The sequence below is a fragment of the Stenotrophomonas bentonitica genome (assembly GCF_002887735.1).
Taxonomy (GTDB): domain Bacteria; phylum Pseudomonadota; class Gammaproteobacteria; order Xanthomonadales; family Xanthomonadaceae; genus Stenotrophomonas; species Stenotrophomonas bentonitica_A.
On the sequence record NZ_PKQP01000002.1, the window covers coordinates 581,310 to 600,755 of the forward strand.

At 67.6% G+C, this 19,446-nt stretch carries 11 protein-coding genes; 7 read left to right on the forward strand and 4 right to left on the reverse strand.

The window, feature by feature from the left end; translation table 11 throughout:
* Positions 1-18: 18 nt before the first annotated feature.
* A complete protein-coding gene (locus tag C0R07_RS06975) occupies positions 19-2,217 on the reverse strand; it encodes a TonB-dependent siderophore receptor (RefSeq protein WP_102788516.1) in 2,199 nt (732 codons plus the stop codon).
* A 568-nt stretch (positions 2,218-2,785) separates the two neighbouring features.
* Between C0R07_RS06975 and fusA the strand changes: the two genes are divergently transcribed.
* Both fusA and C0R07_RS06985 read left to right on the forward strand, forming a co-directional pair.
* Positions 2,786-4,834, forward strand: coding sequence for an elongation factor G (gene fusA / locus C0R07_RS06980; RefSeq protein ID WP_102788486.1), 2,049 nt, complete (start codon positions 2,786-2,788; stop codon positions 4,832-4,834).
* 165 nt (positions 4,835-4,999) lie between these two features.
* Positions 5,000-5,926 carry a M14 family metallopeptidase gene (locus C0R07_RS06985; protein WP_046272433.1) on the forward strand — a complete coding sequence of 309 codons (927 nt, stop codon included), beginning with the start codon at positions 5,000-5,002 and terminating at the stop codon, positions 5,924-5,926.
* Positions 5,927-5,996: 70 nt separating this feature from the next.
* On the opposite strand, the gene C0R07_RS06990 is transcribed toward C0R07_RS06985, so the two are convergent.
* Positions 5,997-7,550, reverse strand: a complete 1,554-nt coding sequence (locus C0R07_RS06990; protein ID WP_102788487.1) for a thioredoxin family protein — start codon at positions 7,548-7,550, stop codon at positions 5,997-5,999.
* Between the two features lie 343 nt (positions 7,551-7,893).
* Here C0R07_RS06990 and C0R07_RS06995 point away from each other — a divergent pair, with 343 nt between their 5' ends.
* A complete protein-coding gene (locus C0R07_RS06995) occupies positions 7,894-10,887 on the forward strand; it encodes a TonB-dependent receptor (RefSeq protein WP_102788488.1) in 2,994 nt (997 codons plus the stop codon).
* 131 nt (positions 10,888-11,018) lie between these two features.
* Positions 11,019-11,714: a hypothetical protein gene (locus C0R07_RS07000; protein ID WP_139146311.1), complete on the forward strand. Its 696-nt coding sequence runs from the start codon at positions 11,019-11,021 to the stop codon at positions 11,712-11,714.
* A 6-nt stretch (positions 11,715-11,720) separates the two neighbouring features.
* Here C0R07_RS07000 and C0R07_RS07005 read toward each other — a convergent pair whose 3' ends face one another.
* Both C0R07_RS07005 and C0R07_RS07010 read right to left on the reverse strand, forming a co-directional pair.
* Positions 11,721-13,118 carry a sensor histidine kinase gene (locus C0R07_RS07005; RefSeq protein ID WP_102788490.1) on the reverse strand — a complete coding sequence of 466 codons (1,398 nt, stop codon included), beginning with the start codon at positions 13,116-13,118 and terminating at the stop codon, positions 11,721-11,723.
* Positions 13,111-13,785 (reverse strand): response regulator, encoded by a 675-nt coding sequence (locus C0R07_RS07010; protein WP_070471562.1) that lies wholly within the window; start codon positions 13,783-13,785, stop codon positions 13,111-13,113. The genes C0R07_RS07005 and C0R07_RS07010 overlap by 8 nt, the downstream gene beginning before the upstream one ends.
* Before the next feature lie 62 nt (positions 13,786-13,847).
* On the opposite strand from C0R07_RS07010, the gene C0R07_RS07015 reads away from it, so the two are divergent.
* Genes C0R07_RS07015 through C0R07_RS07025 form a run of 3 tightly spaced genes read left to right on the forward strand, consistent with a single transcriptional unit; the run spans position 13,848 to position 19,374 of the window.
* Positions 13,848-15,098, forward strand: coding sequence for a TolC family protein (locus C0R07_RS07015; protein WP_102788491.1), 1,251 nt, complete (start codon positions 13,848-13,850; stop codon positions 15,096-15,098).
* Entirely contained in the window at positions 15,095-16,273 is a 1,179-nt protein-coding gene (locus C0R07_RS07020) for an efflux RND transporter periplasmic adaptor subunit (RefSeq protein ID WP_102788492.1), read from the forward strand. Before C0R07_RS07015 ends, C0R07_RS07020 begins: the two co-directional genes overlap by 4 nt.
* Entirely contained in the window at positions 16,270-19,374 is a 3,105-nt protein-coding gene (locus tag C0R07_RS07025; RefSeq protein WP_102788493.1) for an efflux RND transporter permease subunit, read from the forward strand. Before C0R07_RS07020 ends, C0R07_RS07025 begins: the two co-directional genes overlap by 4 nt.
* The last annotated feature ends 72 nt before the right edge of the window (positions 19,375-19,446 follow it).

Here is a 19,446-nt window from a genome sequence, read left to right on the forward strand (position 1 = left end):
CGTTGTCGGGAGGGTCGGTTACCAGCCGAAGCGCGCGGTTGCCATCACGGTGCGTCCGCTGCCGTAGTAGCACGACGACACGCCGGTGCAGGTCGACACGAAACGCTTGTCGGACAGATTGCTGGCATTGAGTGCCAGCTGCACCTGGGTGCCGCCGATCTGGCCCACGTCATAGCGGATCGCCGCATCGAACAGGGTGTAGGACGGAATCCGGTACACGTTGGCGCTGTCGCCGTAGCTCACCCCGTTGTAGCGCGCGCCCGCCGCCAGGCTCAGGCCCCGCAGTGCGCCGGCCTGGAAGGTGTAGTCCGCCCAGAACGAGGCACTGTAATCGGGCACCATCGCCAGTTCCTTGCCCTTGTAGGGCACCGAGCGGGTCATTTCCGAGTCCATCCGCGAGGCGGCGCCGATCAGGCTGAAGCCCTCGATCGGCGTGATCCGGCCTTCCAGTTCAATGCCGCGCACCCGTCCTTCGTCGCCCTGGATCGAGCAGGTCGCCGTGCCCGTGGCGCCGCAGTTGCGATGCGACGCCACCGGATCGTCCACGATCATGTTCTGCTGGCGCAGGTCGTACACCGACAGCGTCACCAGGCCGTCCACCGAGGCGGGCTGGTACTTCAACCCCGCCTCCCACTGCGAACCGGTCACCGGCTCGAACGCGGTCTGGGTGAAGCTGTCCAACGGCGACTTGGTCGAGGGCTGGAACGATTCGGCGTAGCTCACATACGGGGTCAGCCCGTTCTCGAATACGTACAGCACGCCCGCGCGACCGGTGAATGCCTCGTTCTTGATCACATTGCGCCCGCCCGGCGTGGAGATGCCGGTGGCGATATTGCGGTTGGCGCTGCTGCTGTCGTCCTTGGTCCAGTCGTAGCGGCCGCCCAGGGTCATGCGCCAGTTGCCCAGCGCCAGCTGGTCCTGCAGATACACACCGCTCTGCCGGTTGATGCCGGCGGTCGGGGTTTCCGTGGTCACTGTCGGCCGGTAGGTCGAATAGACCGGATTGAAGATGTCGATCGGGCGCGGGCTGCTCATGGCGCTGCGTACGCCCTCCCAATCCGCACGTTGCCAATCCCAACCGAGCAGTACGGTGTGATCCACCGCGCCGGTGCTGAAACGGGCCTGCAGGCGGGTGTCGAACGTGTCGCCATCGGAGTCGCCGGTGCCCATCACGCCGCGACGGTTCTGGGTGCGGCCATCGGCGTTGAGTGCGCCGAAGGTGACCACGCTGCGGAACAGCGAATCGACGTGGGTGCGCCGCGCGCTCTGGGTCAGCGTGAGGTGGTCGTTGAACTGGTGCTCGAACATCCAGCCGGCGGTCCACAGGGTGCGGTCGAAGGTATTCCAGTCCGGCTCACCGATGAAGGTGCTGTTCTTCATGTAGCCCGACGCCGTCGGGTTGAGCGTGCCGGCAGCCGGCAGGAACTGGTAGGTCGAGCCGCCATCCTCCTTCTGGTACATGCCCAGCAGGGTCAGGCGGGTACGTTCGGCAAGCTGCCAGGTGTAGCTGGGGGCGAGGAACCAGTGCTGCTGTTCGGTGCGCTTGATCTGGGTCTGGCCGTCGCGATACAGGCCGACCAGACGGAACAGGTGATCCTCGCCCGCGGTGCCGGCACCGACGTCGAAGGCGGCGCTGTACTGGCCATTCGCATCCACGCCCAGACGGAGCTGCTGCGCCTGGTCCGGCATCGGCGTCTTGCTGACCTGGTTGACCATGCCGCCGGGGGCCACCTGGCCATACATCACGGCGGACGGACCCTTGAGTACTTCCACGCGTTCCAGATTCCAGCTGTCGAACATGCTGCGGTTCCACTGGCTGCCCTGCGGCGCACGCATCCCGTCCAGGGTGACGTTGTTGGACCAGCTGCCGGCATCGAAGCCGCGGATGCGGAAGTCGTCCACGCGGTTGTCGATGCCCGAGCTTTCCAGGCTGACGCCAGCGACGTAGCGCATCGCATCGTTGAGCGACTGCACGCCGCGGGCGTCGAGCTCGGCGCGCTCGATCACCGACACCGATTGCGGGGTTTCCGCCAGGGCGGTACTGGTCTTGGTCGCGCCGCTGGTGCTGTTGGCGGCGCGATAGGCGTTGACGCGCACGGCATCCAGCTCGGTGGCGGTCTGGGCGTGCGCGGCGGGGACGAGTGCGGCGGCCAGGCAGGCCAGGGCCAGCAGGTTGGGGCGCAACCGGCGCGGATTCAGGGGCAGAGAGCAGGACATGGGCAACAACTCGACAACGCGGAGGAAGGGGCGCGGGCGCCGGCTCGATGCCTCATCGGCAGTGCCGGCCTCGCGGGCGTCGCCGAAGCGACGCATAGGCCGCCATTCTAAGGATTTGCACGGTATACGCAATTGCGACACATTCGCATGTTCGAACGGGCAGCGACCATTGTCGTCCCATCCATGGCAGGTGCGCGGACCAAGTGGTCTTCATTGTTGCGCCGATGCATCCAATGAGGGCTTGTGGCTGCCCGTCAGAGGTCTACAATGCCGGCTACACCCCAGGTGACCCCATGACTTCGATGCCGCTTCTGACGTTTTTTACCCTGACCCGCGTTTACGCGGCACGGGCGCGTCTGCCAATCGGAGTGCGAGGCTGCTGACCGGAACACCGGTCACCCTGGACCCCGAGCAGAGCGCCCACCGGGCGCTCTTTTCGTTTCCACGTACCAGAACTGTTTGAAGGAGAACGTGCCATGCACCAGATCGCCGAGCCCCAAACCTGGCCGCACGCCCGTTAGCCAACGGCGGCGTGCGGCTCCTCGATGTTGGCAGCGAGACCCATTCCATGAACACCCATACCCCGCACCAGACCCTTTCCCTCCGGCGCAACCTCGGCATCATTGCCCACATCGACGCCGGCAAGACCACGCTCACCGAACGCCTGCTGTGGAAAACCGGCGAGATCCATCGCGTCGGCGAAGTCCACGACGGCGCGGCGACCACCGATTTTTCGACGATCGAGCGCGAGCGCGGCATCACCATCGGCGCGGCCGCCGTGCAGGCGCATTGGGCGCCACGCGATGAGCCGATCCATCACCTGACCCTGATCGACACCCCGGGCCATATCGATTTCGCGATCGAAGTGGAACGCTCCCTGCGCGTGCTGGACGGCGCGGTGGCGGTGTTCTCCGCAGTGGACGGCGTGCAGCCCCAGTCCGAATCGGTCTGGCGCCAGGCGCGTCGCCACGGGGTGCCGCTGATCGCCTTCGTCAACAAGATGGACCGCACCGGTGCCTCCTTCGAGCGCGTGCTCACGCAGCTGCGCGAGAAGCTGCGCGCCACCCCGTGGGCGCTGGGCGTACCGGTCGGCACCGAAAGCCAGTTCAGCGGCTGGGTGGACCTGGTTGACCGCAGCACCGTGCAGTGGGACGACAAGGGCGGCGCCTTGCGTCACGCCTGGACGGCCGATGAGGCTGCCCAGTGGCTGCCGCAGCGCGAGGCCCTGATCGAAGCCGTGGCCGATGCCGATGACGTGCTGGCACAGGCCTGGCTGGAAGGCGAGACGATCGACAACGCACAACTGCGCGCGGCGGTCCGTCGCGGCGCGCTGGCGGGTGCGGGCGTGCCGGTACTGGCGGGCTCGGCGTTCAAGAGCAAAGGCGTGGAGACGCTGCTGGATGCCGTGGTCGACTACCTGCCTTCGCCAGTGGATCGGCCAGCGGTGGTCGCCACCGAGAACGGCACCGACGTGCGGCTGCCGCCCGACCCGGATGGCCCGCTCGCGGCGCTGCTGTTCAAGATCACGCACCAGAACCACGGTGCGCTGAGCTTCGTGCGGGTGTACTCGGGCACGCTGAAGGTGGGCGACGCACTGGCCAGCTCGCAGCACGCACACGGGCGACGCGTCAGCCGCCTGGTGCGGGTGCAGGCCGACCAGACCCACGATATCAAGCAGGCCGTGGCCGGTGACATCGTGGCGGTGCTGGGCTGGAAGGAAGCGGTCAGCGGTGAAACGCTGAGTGCGCCCTCGCGCCCGCTGCTGCTCGATACGATCCAGGCGCAGCAGGCCGTGCTGGCGTGGCGGTTGACCGCGGAAAAGGCGTCCGACCTGATCCGCATCAGCCAAGGCCTGGCCAGCCTGGCGCAGGAGGATCCGTCGTTCCGTGTCGAGACCGATACGGACAGCGGTGAAACCCTGATCTGGGGCATGGGCGAGCTGCATCTGGAGGTCATGGTCGAGCGCCTGCGCACGGAGTGGGGCGTCAACATCCGCACCGGCGAGCCGCGCGTGGCCTACCAGGAAACGCCGAAGCGCGCCGTGCAGCGGGTGGAAGGCAAGGTCGCCAAGCAGACCGGTGGCCAGGGCCAGTTCGCCCAGGTACTGATCGACATCGCCCCGCGCGAGGATGGCGAGGTGACCTTCGTCGATCGCATCGTGGGCGGCGCGATTCCGCGTGGGTTCGTCAATGCGGTGGAGAAGGGCGTGCGTGCCGCACTGGGCGAAGGTCCGCTGGGGCATCCGGTGGTCGGTGTCGAGGTGACGCTGGTGGACGGACAGACCCACGTCAAGGACTCCTCGGACATGGCCTTCCATCGCGCCGGCAGTGAAGCGGTGAAAGCGGCGCTGGCCCAAGCGGGCACGCAGCTGCTGGAACCGGTGATGGAGATCGCCATCCACGCACCGTCGGGGAACGTCGGCGATGTGGTTGGCGACCTCAACCGCCGCAGTGGGCGGGTGGCCTCGATCGAGGACCAGGACGGGCAGGCCGAGGTGCTGGGTTATGCCCCGCTGGCGCGGCTTGGTGGCTATACCACGTCGCTTCGCTCGCTGACCCAGGGGCGCGCGTCCAGCGACATGCGCTTGAACGGGTATGAAGCGGCGCAGACGGCCTGACGGCCAAAGCGGAACGGAAAGGGAGCCGGGCAACCGGCTCCCTTTACCTGTCAGCGTTGGGAGTCCGCACAGCCGGATGCACACGGCCACAGATAGAATATCCAGTGCAGTGTCGCTGACGGCGTGAGCTGTCCGGCGACCGGATGACATCCTTGGAGTACCACCATGAGCAATACGCATTTCTATCCCATCGGCACGCCGGGCCAGCCCTGGGGTGACGCCGAACGCGCCCGGTGGCGCGCAGGCCAGCAGCGCCAGCGCAGCTACCACGACGATGTCGTGGCCGCACTCGAGCGCCTGGGCGAGCGTTTCGATGTGGTGCAGTACGGGCAGCTGGACTACGCGCCGGATCATTACCCGCTGTTTGCGGTGGTCAGCCATGAGTGGGATCCGGCACTCCCGACCGCGCTGGTGACCGGTGGCGTGCACGGCTACGAAACCAGCGGCGTGCATGGCGCGCTGCAGTTCCTCGATCAGAACGCCGAGGCGTATGCAGGCCGTATCAATCTGATCGTGGCGCCCTGCGTCAGCCCGTGGGGCTATGAGCGCATCCAGCGCTGGAATCCCGATGCGATCGATCCCAACCGCAGCTTCCGTGGTGATGGCCAGATCGAAGAAGCGGCGTCGCTGATGCGCTGGATGGCCGCGCGTGGCGATGACCTGCTGGTGCACCTGGACCTGCACGAAACAACCGACAGCGACCTGCATGAGTTCGATCCGGCGCGCTGCGCCCGCGATGGCATCGCCCTGGTGCCGGACATCATTCCCGATGGCTTCTACGTGATCGGCAACAGCGAAGATCCGCAGCCGGCGTTCCAGCAGGCGTTGATCGCCGCAGTGGAGAAGATCACGCACATCGCCCCGGCCGATGCCAATGGCGAGCTGATCGGCATGCCGCTGCAGTCGCCGGGCGTGGTCTGGGGCGAATCGCGTTCGATCGGCGCCTGCGCCGGCTTCACCGACGCGCTGTACGCCACCACCACCGAGGTCTACCCGGACAGCCCGCGGACGTCGCCGCAGGAATGCAACGATGCGCAGGTCGCGGCGGTATGCGCCGGCCTGGACTATGCGCTGGCGCATCCGCGCCGCTGATCCTCTCGTTGGAGGTCGCCGCCCAACGACGGGCGGCGCCTTGCTCCTGACGACGGGCTGACCTGCCAGGTCAGCTTTTCAGCCACCGCTCGCAGCCTGCGCTGCTGTCGGTCGAGCTGGCGGCCTTCGCGCAGGTTTCGGTCATCCGTGCCTGCAGCCGGGTCAGGCTTTCCGCGCCGTGATGGTCGCGGCTCCACGCCTGCAACGCACCGCCCAACCGTTCAAACCGCTGGCGGGTGCGCTGGTGGTAGCCGGCTGGCTGGGCAGCCAGATCGGCGATGACCTCGGTGGTGGCCGTCTCGATCGCCGGCGCATCGTCCGGGCTCAAGCGCAGCAGCCCCTCAACGTAGAGAACGCCCCACTGCACGCGCGTGGCCGGTCCCTGCGCACCCTGGTAGGCCTTGTGCAGCCAGGAGATGGCAGAAGCCTTGTCGCCACGTTCTTCAGCCAGTTCGGCCAGTTCGGGCATGTAGTAATAGGGTGTCTGGCTGCGGTCCAGCTCGGCCAGCAGGAGCTTCTCGGCCGCGGCATCGTTCTTGATCTGGCGGAGTACATACACGGCGGTACTGATCGTGGCCTGGCGTTCGTGTGGTGTGGTCGCGGCGGCATCGGCGGCCGCGACACGCTGCTGCGCCTTGGCCTTCAGCGCCGCTGGAATGTCCTGGTCGGGATGCTGCTGGCGCTGCAGGGCAAGCTCGGTGATGACAGTGCCGAGCCGCGCATCGGCTTTGTCGCCGAGGGCATGATCGGCGGCAGCCAGCGCGCCCAGCAGCTGCGTTCCCAGTTGCTGGGCCTGGTCCGGGGTGGCACTGGCGCGGGCCACCAGGGCAGGGCCCTGATAGCCGAGCAGGTCCCGATTGGCCCGCACTTCCGCAGGGGAGGCGAGAACGGCATCCAGCAGGGCGCGGGTGCTGTCGCGCTGCGCGGCGGTCGGCGCGTTGTCCGGCTTGCCTGCACCGAGCGCCAGCAACGCGAACCGCCGCTGCAGCGCCGGCTCGGGCGCAGCAGTGGCCAGTTGCTGCAGCAATGACGCTGCATCGCGCTCGCCCGCCAGGCGGTTGGCATCCACTTCCCAGCCGTAATCGCCGAGCACGCGCCAGTCCTCCGCGCTGACATCCTGTGGTGCCGTCAAGGCATGCTGCAGCACCTCGCTCACGGCGGTGCGACGGCTGGCAGCCAGGGTGAGGGCGCGGGTCAGGGCTGCACTGTCGTTGCCACCGGCCAGGCGGGTGAGCTCGTTGCGCTGCGGGTCAAGCACGATCAGGGTCGGATAGCCGCGCACGCCGAATCGCTCGCCCCAGGCCTGTGCGCCTTCCTCGTCCCCATCCAGATAGACGGGCACGTACTGACGGGTCAGCGCGATGAAGGCCGGATCCTTGAACAGCGTGGCCTTGAGCTGGTTGCAGGGCGGGCACCACACCGCGCCCCAGTACAGCAGCACGGGCTTGCCGCTGTCGCGCGCCTCGGCGAAGGCGTCGTCGACGTCGCCATGGCGCCAGGCGATCTCCGCAGGTGCCGGTGCGGTAGCCGCGGGCACCGCAGCGTCGGCGGGAGAGGGGGCCGGCGTGCAGGCCGGCAGCAGGGCAACCACGCCCAGCAGACCAAGGGACAGAGCAAGGCGCATCAGGACATCCAGGCAGTTGGAGAGGGCAGCAGACAGGCTCGATTGTAGGAAGCCGCGCGGCCGCGGATGGCCTGACACTGATGCAGATTACTCATGACGGCAGACCCCGCAGTGATGAGTCACGCGCCGCACGCCTGCGCCCGGTACGCGTAACCAAGCAGAACCTGCCTGCGCGGTGACCCGTGTCATGGTTTCTTCACTGTCGATATCGCCATCGGCAAACACCACATAACGCCTGCGCATTTCTGCATTGGGGCGCGAGCGGGGTTAATGAATGTGCGATGTCCGTTCCGCCCCGAGGCGGTCACAGACATGGCTTCCCCCACTACCCGTACGACCTTCGATGACGACAGCTCGTTCTTCCCTGCGCCCGCGATTGCTGGCGTTGGCGGTGTTGCTTGCCACCGCCTCCCCGACCCTGCATGCACAGTCCACCACCGGTGCGATCGCCGGCCAGGCGCCGCCATCGGCGCAGCGTATTTTCGTTCGCAGCGATACCGGCCTCACCCGCGAAGTGACCGTCGACGCGCGCGGTCGCTATACCATCAGCCAGCTTCCGCTGGGCCGGTATTCGGTCGAGGCGCGCGACGCCGACGGCAAGGTGCTGCAGACCCGCCAGGACGTCGCACTGACGGTCGGTACCAGTACCGAAGTATCGTTCGGCGATGTCACCCGCCTGGACGGCATCCAGGTCAGCGCGGACCGTGCCGCCGCCGCGATCGATGTGAGCAGCGTGGATTCGCGTACGGTCATCACCGCAGAGCAACTGCAGCGGCTGCCGCTGGGCCGTTCGGCCGAGGCCATCGCCCAGCTCGCACCCGGCGTGATCGGCAACAGCGGCAACGGCACCTACGCCGGCCCAACCGGCGCGCAGCTGGTGAGCTTTGGCGGTTCATCCGCAGCGGAGAACGCCTACTACATCAACGGCTTCAACAGCACCGATCCGCTGCGCGGCCTGGGCGGGCTGACCTTGCCGTACGGAAGCATCGACCAGCAGGAGATCTACACCGGAGGCTACAGCGCCAAGTACGGCCGCTCCGATGGTGGCGTGATCAATGCGGTCGGCAAGCGGGGAACGAATCAGTGGCACTTCGGCGGCCAGGCCACCTGGGAGCCGGCATCCACGCGTGCGGACAAGGACGACGTGCGTTATCCCGGCGATGGCGCGCTGTATGCGCCGGAGAGCAAGGACCGCGAATGGGTCAGCACACAGGGCATCTATGCCGGCGGCCCGTTGATCGAAGACCGGCTGTTCTTCTTCGGCTCCTACGAGCTGGAGCGCCGTGAAGGCACGGATGTCAAGAATGTGGAGGCGACGAATTCCTATTCCCGCTACGAGTACGAGCGCCCCCGCTGGTACGCCAAGGTGGATTGGAACATCACCGACAATCACCTGCTGGAGCTGACCGGCGCCTCCAGCCGCAATGTATACCGTGGCGACATCTTCGCCTATGACTACGACACGCTCACCCGTGGCGCCCAACGTGGCAAGGACGACACCACCAAGACCGGTGGCGACCTGTGGACGGCCAAGTACACCGGCTACCTGACCGACCGGCTCACCGTCAGCGCGCAATACGGCGAAATGCGCACGGATGACTACATCGGCAACCCGGCCTACGACGGCAGCCTGACCTACCTCAACAGCCCCAACCTGCAGAATCCGGCGTTGACCGGTGGCACGCCGATCACCAACGCGCAGACCACCTCGCTGCTGGTCAATCCGGATCGCGGAAACCGCAGCAACAACCTGCGCCTGGATGCGAACTACGTGTGGGGCGACCACAGCATCACACTCGGCATCGACAACCAGAACGCCCGCGCGTTGAACCGCGGTTCGGTCGCCTCGGCCGATGGCTACTACTGGATCTACGGGCAGTCCAACCCGAACGTGCCGATCAATACCGGCCTGGGCGTGCCGGCGACCGGTGGCATCCGCAATGGCGAGGACGGCTATTACGTACGCCAGTATGTCTACAGCGCGCTGGCTTCGGTACGGGCGTCGCAGCGGGCGCAGTACATTGAAGACAACTGGCAGGTCACCGACCGGCTGCTGCTCAATCTTGGCCTGCGGCTGGACCAGTTCACGAATTTCAACCGCGATGGCGACGCGTACATCAAGCAGACCAGCGGGCAGTGGGCGCCACGCCTGGGCTTCAGCTGGGATGTCGACGGTGACGGCCGCTTCAAGGTGTTCGGCAACGTGGGGCGCTATTACCTGGCGCTGCCGCTGAACCCGGCGTTCAACGCCGCTGGCGCGACGCTGGCCACCTCGACGTACTACACCTACGGCGGCATCGACAGCAACGGCTATCCGACAGACCTCACCCGGTTCTCCGATCCTGTTTCGGCCAACAACAACTATGGCCTGCTGCCGGATGCGAAGACCGTGGCCACCTCCGGCATCGAGCCGTCCTACCAGGATGAGTTCATCCTCGGCTTCAGCAAGGCGCTCGGCCAGGACTGGGTGTACGGGGCCAAAGCGACCTACCGCGTGCTGCGCAGCGGCGTGGACGACTACTGCGATATCGATGCGGTACTCGGCAAGGCCAGCAGCCTGGGCTACAACGTGACCAAGGACAGCAACCCGGTCAGCTGCTGGCTGATCAATCCGGGGCGCGCCAATACCTTCAACCTGGTCGATACCGGCGGCAATTACGTGACGGTTCCGCTGAGCAACGCGGAAATGGGCTTCCCGCAGTTCAAGCGCAACTACTACGCGGTGAACCTCTCGCTGGAACATCCGTTCGATGGCCGCTGGTATGCCCGCGGCGACTACACCTGGTCACGCAGTTACGGGACCACTGAAGGCCAGTTGCTCTCGGGGATCGGCCAGACGGCGGTGTCCACCACGCAGGCGTGGGACTACGCCCAGCTGATGGAGCACACCAACGGGCCACAGAGCAACGACCATACCCACCAGTTCAAGCTGCACGGCTATTACCAGCTCACCCCGGAATGGTTGGTATCGGCCAACCTGAAGGTACTCTCGGGTTCGCCGTTCAGTGCGCTGGGCTCGTACGGGCCGGACTTCGAAGACCCATCCGGCTACGGCATCGCGTATCACTTCTACAACGGCCAGCCGGCGCCTCCCGGGAGCCAGGGGCGCCTACCGTGGCTGAAGCAGCTTGACCTGGGGGTGTCCTACCGCCCGGCAGTGGCCGATGGTCGGCTGGGCTTCAACCTGGACGTGTTCAATGTGTTCAACAGCCAGGTGGCGCTGTGGAAATCGCCGTACGCCGAGCTGGATCCGGGACAGCCGGATCCGCTGTATGGCGCGGCAACCGTGCGTCAGGCGCCCCGTTCGCTGCGGGTCAGTGTGAGTTACGACTACTGAGGGACAGGGCCAGGCGGGTGGGGGAGGGAGCCCCTGCCCGCCGGCAGCCGCACCAACGCGAACGCCCCAGGGCGTGGCACGTCGTTCACGGATCCCGAGGCAGTCTGGGCCCATTCCCAGTGGAGCCTCTCATGCAGACGCAGATCCGAAACAGGGCAGGGTGGATGGCAGCCGGTTTGACGGCGCTGCTGTGTGCCTGCTCGCCGCAGGGCGAGGACGGTGCCGCACCCGTGGCGCTGCCGAGCGGCGCTGATCCGGGCGCGGCGAAGGCCGCTGATCCAGTGCCCGCCGCGGCAGCGGCCGAGCGGCCGTCACCTGTGTATGAGGAAGCGAAGCCGGGCATTGCGGTGGGTCCGGTGGCGGGAGTGCGGGTTGCGCTCGATTTCCAGCGTGACTACCTGGCCTCGCCCAGTTGGAAGCTGTTTGGACCGCCGGACAGCAAGGGGACGCCGCTGGTGGCGCTGGTGCTGGAGGGATCGGATCGGGTCACGGCCGGCGAACTGCGGATCGGCCGCAGTGCTGAAGCAAAGCAGATCACGTCCTGCCTGGAACCACCGGCCGAAGCAACGGGCCCTGCGGCATCGGCCACTGTCGATATCGGCGGCGTGCCGTTCACCCACTTCACGGCCGGTGATGCCGCCATGAGCCATTACGTCAGCGCCGAGAGCTACCGCGCAGTCCACAACGGTGCCTGCTATGCGATCGATCTGGTCGTCGCCGGCACGCGCCCGGACGTGTATGACCCGCCGCGCACGCCACCCTTCAGCCAGCAGGAAGCGGCATCCCGCTTGGCTGAGGCGCTCAAGGCCGTGTACTGGACGCAGTAACGGCGTTCACCCAGGACGCGACGGAAAGGCGAGCGTGACCTGGGCGCCGCCCAGCGCCGAGCGGCCGATGCCCAGCGTGGCCCGATGCCGTTCGGCGATCTCGGCCACGATGGCCAGGCCCAGGCCACACCCGTCGCCGCTGGCATCGCCCCGCCAGAACCGTTCGGTGACCTGGCTGCGCAAAGACGGATCGATGCCGGGACCATCGTCGTTGACGCTCAGGTGCGTCTGGCCCTGTGTGGTTTCCACGCTGACCGTGATCATCCCTTCCAGTGCGCCGTAGCGCAGCGCGTTGTCGACCAGGTTGCTGATCGTCTCGCGCAGCAGCTGTGGCTCGCCCATCACCATGACGCCGGCATCGGGGCCCTCGTAGCCAAGGTCGACACCGGCGACCACGGCGCGGTCCATCAGCCGTTCCAGTTCATCGCGGGCGAGCACGGCAAGGTCCACCGGGCGCATCGCCAGCATCGCGCCGGCGCTGTCTTCGGAGCGGCTCAGGATCAGCAACTGATGGGTGAGATGGCGCAGTCGGGTCAGCCCACGCAGCAGGCCGGCCAGCGCATCGCGCTGTGCTGCGCGATCCTGTTCACGCAGCGCGCTTTCCAGCTCGATCTGGAGGCCGGCCAGCGGCGTGCGCAGCTGGTGCGCTGCGTTGCTGATGAAGCGCTGCTGTGCGTCCTGCATCGCCGAGAGCCGGTTTACCAGCTGGTTGAAGGCATCCACCGCCGGCCACAGCTCGCGCGGCGCGGCCTCCCGTGGATCCAGTGGCGCCAACGCATCCAGGGGCGCGCTGGCCAGCCGTCGCGCGGCGCCGTTGGTGTGCCGCGCCGCTGCGCCCGTGCCCGACCACGCCAGCCATGCCGCCAGCAGCAGGATCGTGCCCTGCAGCGGGATGCTCGCCAGCAGCAGGCGATGCTCCAGGCGCAGCCGCTTGGTGCGGGTCTCGGCCACGCGGATCAGGATCGGTGCGGCAGCGCCGGGGGGTGTCATCGCGACCTGCACAACGCGCACGTCCTGCCCATCGATCACGGCATCGTAGTAAGTGCGGGCCGGGCTGTCGTCGGCGCCTTCGGCCTGCAGCGCGGTGCCACCAGGCAGGACGGCTGCACCATACAGGCGCGTGCCGTCGGCACGGGTTACCTCGCCGTAGATCCGGTCCACGGTGTCCCAGGTGAACATGCGCGAGACGGCGGGCGAGATCTCCATGTGGACGGTGTCGCCGCGGACGTCGGTCAGCTGCGCCAGCGACATGGCCGAGTCCAGCAACCAGCGGTCGTAAACCTGCTCGGCGTAGTGCCTGGCCAATACGAACGAGCCCACGGCACTGGCCAGCAGCAGCACCAGCAGCGGCAGCCACAGGCGCCGCAGCAGCACGCCACGCAGGCTGTAGGGCGCCTCAGTCATCGCAGGCTTCCAGCCGGTAGCCCAGGCCACGCAGCATGCGGATGCCAACCTTGGCGCCGGCTACCTGCAGCTTGCGGCGCAACCGGCTGACGTGGACCTCGATCACCGACAGGCTGGCGTCGTGATCCCAGCTGTAGACCGCATCAAACAGGCGCTGTTTGGCCACGATCCGGCCCGGCTGCTGCAGCAGGACTTCCATGAGCGCGAGTTCACGTGCGGTGAGTTCCAGCGGCTGTTCGCCAACGCGCAGTTCGCGGGTCCCGGTGTCCAAGCGCAGCGCGCCGAGCTGACGCAGGGCGGGGGCGGTGGACTGGCGGCGCGCAAGCGCCCGGAGACGGGCTTCAAGTTCCCCCAGCGCGAATGGCTTGGCCAGATAATCATCGCCGCCGCTGTCCAGGCCGCGGATGCGGTCCTCCACGCCGTCGCGTGCGGTGAGAATCAGCACCGGCACGCTGAAGCCGTCCTGCCGCAGCCGCGCCAGCAGCTCCAGGCCATCGATGTCCGGCAGTGACAGGTCCAGCACGACCAGGTCGTAGCTGACGCTGGCCAGCGCCGACGGCGCGGCCAGGCCGCGGGCGAGAGGGTCGCAGGCGTGACCGGCGCGGGTCAGGGCGCGCACCAGGCCATCGGCCAGTGCGGCGTCGTCTTCAATCAGCAGAATGCGCATTGCAAGGTTGACGCAAGGTTCGGGAAAGTTTGACGAAAGCGCTGCACCTTACCGTGTCGGCAATGAATACCACCACCCGATGTGCCGCGCTGATCGCGGCATTGCTGATCGCGCCTGCCACGGTCTCCGCGCTTACCCTGGCCGAGGCGGAGCGCGTCATGGCGCAGCACAATCCCGACCTGCTGGCCGCTGCGATCGAACTGCGCGGCACGCAGGGCGATGCGCAGAGCGCCGCGCGCCGGCCCAGCCCCGAGCTGAGCGTGGGCACCTCCAAGATCAGCCGCCAGGAAGGGATCGGCCCGGGCCGTTGGAAGGACAAGCGCGTGGATTCCACGCTCGGCCTGGGCTGGACGTGGGAGCGCGGCGGCAAGCGGGGCTGGCGCATGCGCCAGGCCGATGCCCTGGTCGAGGCGGCCCAGCTGAGCCTGCTCGATGGCCGCCGCCAGCAGCAGGTGGCGCTGCGGGAAGCGTACTTCGGGTTGAAGGCCGCACAGGAACTGAGCCGCATCGCCGAGGAAGATCGCCGTGCCTCGGCCGAGAGCCTGGCCGCTGCCGACCGGCAGGTCGCCACCGGCGCCATGGCGCCGATCGAGCGCGCGCGGCTTGCGGTGGATGATCTGAAAGTGGCCGATGCCGCCCGCGAGGCCGCACTGGGCCTGCGCGAGGCACGGCATGTCCTTGCGTTGCTGCTGGGCTGCGATGCGGATGAGGCACTGCATGCCGACGACGAGTGGCCACACCCAGCCTCGGCGGCAACCGCTGCGATGGCCACGCTGGACGAGCGCGTTGACCTGCGTGCGGCCGAGGCGCGGGTGATCGCCGCCGATGCCGCGCGAGCCCTGGCGCGCAGCGAACGGCGGCGCGATGTGCAGTTCGGGATCGAAGCCGAGCGCGAGCCGGCCGACATCGGCGGCGTGACATGGGGACTGTCGATGAGTGTGCCGCTGGGCGGCGCCACGCGCTGGCGCGGCGAACAGCAACGGGCGGAGGCGGACTACGACGCCGCCGTGCTGGAACGGCAAGAGCTGCGCCGCGAAGCCGCCGCTGAACTTGACCAGCTGCGGCACGCACTGGCGGCGGCCGCACAACGCCGCACCGCGTACGAACAGCTTCAGGGACCCGCGGCGCGCAAGAGCATGGAGGGTCTGGAACTGGCCTATCGCCGCGGTGCCGCCACGTTGACCGACCTGCTGGATGCGCGGCGCAGCTGGCGCGAATTCGAATCCGACCTGGTCGATGCGCGCCTGGCGCATGCCTCCGCCCTGGCGCGCTGGAACGCGGCCATCTCCGTTTCCGAAGGACATACCCCATGACGTTTTCGCGCACAGCCGGCTCGGCCCGTCTGCTTTCCTTGATCGTCGCCACTGTGCTGGCGGGTGGCTGCGCGCGCGATGCGGGCCCCGAAGCAGCGGCGGCGCCCACGGTGGAGGGCGCAACGATCCGCTTTGCCGCCGACAGCCCCCAACTGAGGGTGCTGCGCAGCGAGACCGTGACCGACGGGGCGGCGTCGGTGCTGCAGCTGCCGGCGCGCGTCACCTGGGATGACACCCGCTCAAGCATGCTGCGCTCGCCGCTGCCGGGGCAGATCGCACGCATCGAGGCGGCGCCGGGCGAGAAGATCAAGGCAGGCCAGGTCCTGGCGTGGGTGACCTCCCCCGAATTCGGGCAGGTGCAGGCGGAAGGTGCGCGAGGCGCGGCCGAGCTGCGGCAGGCGCGCAATGAACTGGCACGGGTACGTGAGCTGCATGAGGCCGGGGTTGCCTCCGGCCGCGAACTGGGCGAGGCCGAATCCGCGCTGGCCGCCAGCGAAGCCGAGCACGCGCGGCTGCAGGCACTGACCCGTGGCTTCGGCAGCCGCCGCGGCATCGACCAGCGCATGCCGCTGCGTTCGCCGATCGATGGGATCCTGGTCGAGCGCCGGATGAGCCCCGGCATGAGCGTCTCCGCCGATGCCGAGGTGCCGCTGGCCGTGGTGAGCGATCCGGACCGGCTGTGGCTGATCATCGATGTTCCCGAAGCGCTGGCCAGCCGTCTCACGCCGGGTCTGAAGGTGCGTGTGGCGCCTGGCACTGGTGAGCCCACACAGGGGGTGCTGGGCCACGTCGATGATTACATCGACACCGAGCGCCACGTGGTGCAGGCGCGTGCCGAACTGGACAACCGCGAGCGTCGCTTCAAGGCCGGGCAGTACGTGCGTGCCGAGATCACCGTGCCGATGGAGGGTGGAGTATCGGTGCCGGAAGGTGCGGTGCTGCTGCTCGGGCGCGAGCAGGTGGTGTTCGTGGACGAGGGCAACGGGCAGTTCGCACGACGCACCGTGCAGGCCGAGGAGTTGGGCCAGGGCCGCCTGTGGGTAGGGCAGGGGCTGCCCGCGGGGGCCCGCGTGGTAGTGGACGGCGGTCTGCTGCTGCAGCAGGTGCTCGACCAGAACGTTGGCACTGCTGACCGGTCTGCCGGCACTGCCGTGGCAGGCAGGGGCGCCCCATGATCGATCGTCAGATTGCGTACTGCCTGCGCCAGCCGCTGATGGTCATGCTGGCGCTGCTGATCTTCATCGGCGCCTCGTTCGCGGCATTCCGCGAGCTGCCCGTGGAAGCCTTCCCGGATGTCTCCGATACCCAGGTCACCGTGGTGACCCTGCATCCGGGGCGCGCGGCCGAAGAGGTCGAGCGTGAGGTCACCATGCCGCTGGAAGTGGCGCTGTCGGGTATTCCGCACTCGGTGCGCGTGTTCTCGCATACCCAGTTCGGGTTGTCGATGATCATCCTGACCTTCGACGATGGCGCGGATGACTACTTCGCGCGTGCCCAGGTGATGGAGCGACTGCAGGGCGTGGCTCTGCCCGAGGGCGTGCAGCCGGAGATGGAGGCGATGAGCTCGGCGGTGGGCGAGATCTATCGCTACGTGCTGCACGCGCCGCACATGAGTTCCACCGAACTTCGCACCGTGCAGGAATGGGTGATGGAGCGGCGTCTACGCACGGTGCCAGGCGTGGCCGACGTGGTCAGCTTCGGGGGGTTCGCCAGGACGTTCCAGGTGGAGCCGGACCTGGGCAAGCTGCGTGACCGCGGGATCAGCCTGGAGGAATTTGCCGAGGCGCTGGAGCGGGGCAGTGCGAACGCCGGCGGCGGCTATGTGGAGCGTGGGCAGCAGCAGTATCTGATCCGCGGGGTTGGGCTGATGCGTTCGCCGGCCGACATCGGCACCGTTGTCGTGGGAGAGCGGCAAGGCACCCCCGTGCTGGTGCGCGACCTGGCCCGCATCGTCGATACCGGCCTGCCGCGACAGGGCCTGGTTGGCCAGGATGACAACGACGACGCCGTGTTCGGCATGGTGCTGATGCGCAAGGGCGAGAACCCGTCCCTGGTGCTGGATGCCTTGCATGCGCGCGTGGCCGAGATCGAGGCCGATCACCTGCCGGATGGCGTCACGCTTGAACCGTTCTACGACCGCTCCTGGCTGGTCTCGACCACCCTGAAGACCGTCTTCCGCAACCTGGTGGAGGGTGCGGTGCTGGTGTTCCTGGTGCTGTGGCTGTTCCTCTACAACGCCCGTGCGGCGTTGATCGTGGCAGCGATGATGCCGCTGGCCTTGCTGTCGACCTTCCTCGGCCTGCACCTGTGGGGCGTGCCGGCCAATCTGCTCTCACTGGGCGCGATGGACTTCGGCATCATCATCGATGGTGCGGTGATCGTGACCGAGCATATCGTCTCGCGCATGTCGAAGATGCCGCCCGGCAGCACCCGGCGCGAGCGCATGGCGACGGTGTTGTCGGCTGCGTCGGAGGTGGGGCGGCCGACCTTCTTCTCGATGCTGATCATCATCGCCGCGCACATCCCGATCTTCACCCTGCAGCGCCAGGAAGGCCGGATGTTCGCCCCCATGGCCTATTCGGTGACGTCGGCGCTGATCGGCGCACTGATCCTTGCCCTGACCGTGGTGCCGCTGCTGTGCTTCTGGTGGCTGCGGCGCGAGCGGCTGAAGGGCGAGAACCCGGTGATGAACCGGCTGGTCGGCTGGTACCGCCCGTGGCTGGAGGGGGCGATGGCGCGGCCCCGTGCGGTGGTGCTTGCGGCAGTGGCCATGCTGGTGGTGACGCTGGCATTGGGCACGCGGTTGGGCTCGGAATTCCTGCCCGAACTGGACGAAGGCTCGATCTGGCTGACCGCCACACTCGACCCCAGCACCAGCCTGGCCGAGGCGCAGGCCCAGTCCCGGCGCATCCGTGACCTGGTGCGGACGTTGCCCGAGGTTTCGACGGTGGTGGCCAAGCTCGGTCGCCCCGAGGATGGCTCCGATGCCAAGGGCGCCAACCAGATCGAAGCGCTGGTGGCGCTCAAGCCCGAATCCGAATGGACCCGGAAGATCGACAAGCGCGAGCTGGTGGCGCAGATGCAGCGCATGCTGGAAGCGCGTATTCCCGGCCCCGAGTTCTCGATCTCCCAGCCGGTGCGCGACAACATCCTGGAAAGCATTTCCCAAATCAAGGGCCAGGTGGTGATCAAGGTCAGCGGCGAAGATCTGGACGTGCTGACCGGCCAGGCCCAGGCGATCCTGGCGCAGGTCAGAGGCGTGGAGGGCGTGGAGAGTGCTTTCATCGACCGCGACGGCAGCCTGCCGCAGCTGCGCATCGATATCGATCGTGATCGCGCAGCGCGCTACGGCCTCAACGTGCAGGATATCGATGCCGTGATCGAGACCGCCATCGGCGGCCGCGAGGTCGGCCAGCTGTGGGAAGGCGAGCGCCAGTTCCCGATCAGCCTGCGCCTGTCCGATGCCGACCGCGACCTGCAGCGTCTGCGCACCGTGCCGGTCGGCACTGCCTCCGGCCAGACCGTGACGCTGGGGGATGTGGCGGACTTCACCATGGCCAGCGGCGCGATCAACATCTCGCGTGAGAACGTCCAGCGCGTCAAAGCCGTGAGCATCTTCATCGCCGGGCGCGACATGGGCAGCGTCGTTGCCGATATGCGCAAGCAGGTGGATGCCACCATCCAATTGCCAGAAGGCTACCGCATCGACTGGTCCGGCGAGTTTGAGAATCAGCAGCGCGCCATGGCCCGCCTGGGCTGGGTGGTACCGCTGTCGGTGCTGATCATCTTCGTGCTGCTGTTTGATGCCTTCAAGGACGTCACCAGCGCCGCGCTGATCCTGGCCAACGTTCCGCTGGCGATGATCGGCGGCATCCTGGCGTTGCTGCTGACCGGGATTCCGCTGTCGGTGTCGGCGGCGATCGGCTTCATTGCCTTGTTTGGGCAAGCGGTACTCAACGGCGTGATCATGTTGACGCGATTCGGCCAGCTGCGCGAGCAGGGCATGGCGCTCTACGACGCCGTGGTGCAGGGCGCACTGCAGCGCCTGCGGACGGTGCTGATGACGGCGCTGTTGGCGATGTTCGGCTTGCTGCCGATGGCGACGTCGCATGCGATTGGGGCTGAGACCCAGAAGCCGCTGGCGGTGGTGGTGATTGGCGGGCTGTTGTCGGCGATGTTGCTGACCTTGCTGGTGCTGCCGACGCTGTACTACTGGGTGCATCGTCGACGGGAGCAGCGTCGGGGTGGGGCAGCGATGGAGGTCGAGGCGGTGTAGGGGGCGCTGAGTGGCTGGGCAGTGTGGCGAGGCGCCATTGCCCGGCCGATGGCGCTGGAAGGACGGCAATGC

Excerpts from the sequence above, each read along its gene's own strand:
- C0R07_RS06975 (WP_102788516.1), bottom strand. The coding sequence starts at position 2,217 with ATGTCCTGCTCTCTGCCCCTGAATCCGCGCCGGTTGCGCCCCAACCTG.
- fusA (WP_102788486.1), top strand. The coding sequence starts at position 2,786 with ATGAACACCCATACCCCGCACCAGACCCTTTCCCTCCGGCGCAACCTC.
- C0R07_RS06985 (WP_046272433.1), top strand. The coding sequence starts at position 5,000 with ATGAGCAATACGCATTTCTATCCCATCGGCACGCCGGGCCAGCCCTGG.
- C0R07_RS06990 (WP_102788487.1), bottom strand. The coding sequence starts at position 7,550 with ATGCGCCTTGCTCTGTCCCTTGGTCTGCTGGGCGTGGTTGCCCTGCTG.
- C0R07_RS06995 (WP_102788488.1), top strand. The coding sequence starts at position 7,894 with ATGACGACAGCTCGTTCTTCCCTGCGCCCGCGATTGCTGGCGTTGGCG.
- C0R07_RS07000 (WP_139146311.1), top strand. The coding sequence starts at position 11,019 with ATGCAGACGCAGATCCGAAACAGGGCAGGGTGGATGGCAGCCGGTTTG.
- C0R07_RS07005 (WP_102788490.1), bottom strand. The coding sequence starts at position 13,118 with ATGACTGAGGCGCCCTACAGCCTGCGTGGCGTGCTGCTGCGGCGCCTG.
- C0R07_RS07010 (WP_070471562.1), bottom strand. The coding sequence starts at position 13,785 with ATGCGCATTCTGCTGATTGAAGACGACGCCGCACTGGCCGATGGCCTG.
- C0R07_RS07015 (WP_102788491.1), top strand. The coding sequence starts at position 13,848 with ATGAATACCACCACCCGATGTGCCGCGCTGATCGCGGCATTGCTGATC.
- C0R07_RS07020 (WP_102788492.1), top strand. The coding sequence starts at position 15,095 with ATGACGTTTTCGCGCACAGCCGGCTCGGCCCGTCTGCTTTCCTTGATC.
- C0R07_RS07025 (WP_102788493.1), top strand. The coding sequence starts at position 16,270 with ATGATCGATCGTCAGATTGCGTACTGCCTGCGCCAGCCGCTGATGGTC.